Source organism: Legionella feeleii (genome assembly GCF_001467625.1).
GTDB lineage: Bacteria > Pseudomonadota > Gammaproteobacteria > Legionellales > Legionellaceae > Tatlockia > Tatlockia feeleii.
On the sequence record NZ_LNYB01000086.1, the window covers coordinates 4,633 to 7,970 of the forward strand.

Consider the following 3,338-nt stretch of genomic DNA (forward strand, 5'->3'; position numbering starts at 1 on the left):
TGCGCAGGTTCTTCTTCATTACACGGAGCTTGCCAGCCTTCGAGTTGGCGTGCCTAATGCGCTGGGATTTCGTTCTCTGACGGTGAGCTTTATTGCAAAAAAAGCAGGTATCGGCCTAAAGCGTGCTTACCGTGCTCTTTCGTTATTAAAAAGAGCTGGTTACCTCCGGTTAACTGAGCGTTTTGATATCAAAGAGGGGGGCAGGGCTGATGAGAAGCGTTTTATCGGACTTGCGGCGGTTAAATGTTTAATGCCGTCTTTTTTTAAAGCCTGTGGTATCAACTTGCAAGCGTTGTCGGCGCAAAGGCGTTTGGCGCGCAAGCGACTTGACCGCCAAAAAAAGCAGGAGAGTAACCTGGTGGTTAAAGCGCCGGTGATAGATATAGCCAATCTAGTGGGCGTAAAAAAGAACGCCAAAGCCCATCTTGGAAGTTTACTCACCCATCTGAAAGAAGAAGAGCGCAAACAGCGTGAGCAGCGCGAACAGGAACGCAAGCGTATTCACTCGCTGTTAGCAGCAGGTGAGGCGCCTTTCGAAGAAACCTAAGCGTACCTTTTCGTTCCGAAGATTGTCACCCCTACTGCAAATAAAGTGCTCCCTTGTGAGCGATTGGGAGCAATGGAACGGTTAACCCACTTAACCCCAATTACACCCGCACAAAAATCAATCCAATTGACAGCCAAATAACTTTTTTACGATTTTTATCAGGAGGCAGGCTCTTCTTTGTGTGGATAACATATTCCATACTATCACTTAAGTGTCCCTATGAATCGGCTTTAAGTGTCCTCTCTTACCAATTATCCCATTAATTACATCTAGAAAATTATCTGTTGATAACCTTCTGTAGAAGGAATTGACCTACGGTCAATTAGCCTTTTGATAACGCAAGTCGCCATTGAAGTAAAACACCTCATCATTCCTCCCTTAGTCGCTAAAAAAAATAACTACGTGACAGCATTTTGCAAGGACCGCTTCGCTTTCCTCCTTGCAAAACCCCGTCACTCCGTTAATACCTATAACGCGACTAAGCGACGAATGACGAGGCAGAGATTTATCTCAATAACGCCTCGCTTTTGCTAAGATAACATAAAACGAATTCGCTTCGCTCATAGCCCTTTTGAAAGCAACAAGCTCAAAAATCAAAGGCAGGTGGGTAAATATTATACAGTGTGGCAATTAAAATCAATGTTATCCACAAATTCAGTGGATAACATTGTTAACTAGTGGGGGTATCTCTAACGAGGTACTACAATTGCAGGACTGTCTCCCTGAGAGTCTTCTTGAACGCTCGTTCTTTGCTTTAAAGCGATTGCTCGTCGAGCTCTTTCGTGGATAGACTGCGACTTTTGAACAGTTTCTTTTGTACTCTCTTCAAGACTTAGCATCGTTTCTGCCATTTCCTTAGATAATTCAACCACGATTTGCTTGTCTTTAGAAACTTCTTTTTCAGTCTTTGATGAGCTTTGTGCAACAGACAGGATTGCTTGCGAAACCAAGTCCATCGCCGCTTTCTTCTCTGTAATTGTCGCAGAAAGAGAATCTATCTCCAGGCTGAGTTTCTCACCCGCATCATTCAATTTACCCGTCGTTGCCAACATCTTCTCTTGCTGCTCCTGAAGTTGTTTTACCACCCCTTCAAGACGCGTAACCTGGCTATGCAACTTACCTGCTTCAATGCCTAATTGCGCAATCGTTGTCGATAAACTGGCAGTCTGCTCTTCCAAAGCAGTAAATGCCTCATCAAGCTTACGCTCCATCTCATTAAACGTGTCTATCGATTGTTTTAATTCTTCCCTTAAACCATCAAAGCTTTTTCTTATCGCCTCTTTATTCGCTTCTTCGATGTTATAATGGTCTGATAATATTTCACTGAGTTTATAGTAGGCACCCACCACTGCGAAAAAAGCTAAAGCATGAACCGCCAATCCCAATACAATCGCACCAGCAACCACCTCCCCATGCAAAACCTGACGCTCAAACCAGCCTTTCTGGCCGTAAAAAGTAGCCAGCTTTGAAAACTGACTACTCTTTATCTCATACCACTTTATCGCATAATCAATGTCAATCTTCGCGTCAAATAACTTTAAACGCTCCGTCTGCTTCTTTAATAACTCCAACTGTTGTTGAGTCTTTTTCTTTATCAGCTCTAACTCAGTTTGAGTAGCATCAGAAATTACAATTTCCTCAACAGGGGGGATACTCACTTCTTGTGTTTTACTATACATGGCGAATTTCCTTATTTAAAAAATGAAGGGGAGGGGGAACGGCCGCGTTTGTTTTCCTGCGCCTCTTCCAGTTGCTCCGTGAGGGTTTCTATTAATGCATTGGCTTCTGTTAGTTCAGCTGATAAAGAGTCTTTGGTATGTGATAATTCTTCTATCTCTTTTTTTGATAATTGTAGTTCGGCACCATAGTTGGTAATTTGTGAATAAATGGCTTTATTTTCCTCAGTAATTTGCTTGATTAAACCATCCTTTTGCTGATTTTCCAAAGACATTAAGTTTATTTTTGCCTCTAATTGCCTTAATTTTTGGCGTGTTTGTTCTTGCTGAGCATCGGAAGAGGAAACTCTAGCTTTGGTTTCCACCAACTCCTTAGACGCTTCTCTTAGCCTGACATCCGATTCCGTCAACTGGCGCTTTGCCTCTTCAAAAGCAAGTTGCTTCGTCTGCAACTCCTGCTGTAAACGGTTAATTAGTTCCTGTTGCGCACGGGCTGTTTCTTCTAATCCTTCCGAGAGAGGAACTATCTGGTCTGCCTGTCTCTGAATCGCTGCACCGTCAGTACCAACTCCCTGCACAAGTGCCTGAATTTCACGCTGTTGCTGAACTACGCTCGTGTCAAGCTCTTCTCTTCGCTGCTGAATCCCTTTCACCACCTCATCTAAATGCTGCATCCGCTCTGACTCCTTTTCCTGTTTCTCTTTGGTTAAATTAATCAATAAATCAGTCTTGCGCTTCTCAACCCGACTTGGGTCTATCCAGTCACGTATCCCTTCATAGACATAAGACGCGCCCTGATAACCTACATAGGCTGCTCCTCCCATTCCAAGTCCTTTTGCTCCCATGACAGCCCCCGCGGCGATTACTACTGGTATTGGCATTTTATGCTCCGTTTGTGATTAAAAATGAATAAGCAACAGACGGATGCCCTAAAGGATTGTGTTTCAGTTTGATTGGAATGGGTTAACCAGAGAAGGCTGGTTAATGTACGCATGAACAAACTCCGTCTTAGCAAATAAATGATTTTTGCCCTCAACGTCCCTGTTCCTGGCTGCTTTTGTAATCGATGGTTTATCCTGAAAGATAAACTTAAATCTCTGTAATGGGCGCCATCT

The 3,338-nt window shown here is 43.4% G+C and carries 2 protein-coding genes and 1 pseudogene; 1 reads left to right on the plus strand and 2 read right to left on the minus strand.

Annotated elements, in window-relative coordinates; genetic code table 11:
* A pseudogene (locus Lfee_RS16325) lies at positions 1-547 on the plus strand (hypothetical protein); the annotation flags it as partial.
* A gap of 689 nt (positions 548-1,236) precedes the next feature.
* On the opposite strand, the gene Lfee_RS16330 reads toward Lfee_RS16325, so the two are convergent.
* Both Lfee_RS16330 and Lfee_RS16335 read right to left on the minus strand, forming a co-directional pair.
* Positions 1,237-2,226: a hypothetical protein gene (locus tag Lfee_RS16330; RefSeq protein WP_058448068.1), complete on the minus strand. Its 990-nt coding sequence runs from the start codon at positions 2,224-2,226 to the stop codon at positions 1,237-1,239.
* Between the two features lie 11 nt (positions 2,227-2,237).
* Positions 2,238-3,104 (minus strand): coiled-coil domain-containing protein, encoded by an 867-nt coding sequence (locus Lfee_RS16335; protein WP_058448069.1) that lies wholly within the window; start codon positions 3,102-3,104, stop codon positions 2,238-2,240.
* Positions 3,105-3,338 lie beyond the last annotated feature (234 nt).

Excerpts from the sequence above, each read along its gene's own strand:
- Lfee_RS16330 (WP_058448068.1), bottom strand. The coding sequence starts at position 2,226 with ATGTATAGTAAAACACAAGAAGTGAGTATCCCCCCTGTTGAGGAAATT.
- Lfee_RS16335 (WP_058448069.1), bottom strand. The coding sequence starts at position 3,104 with ATGCCAATACCAGTAGTAATCGCCGCGGGGGCTGTCATGGGAGCAAAA.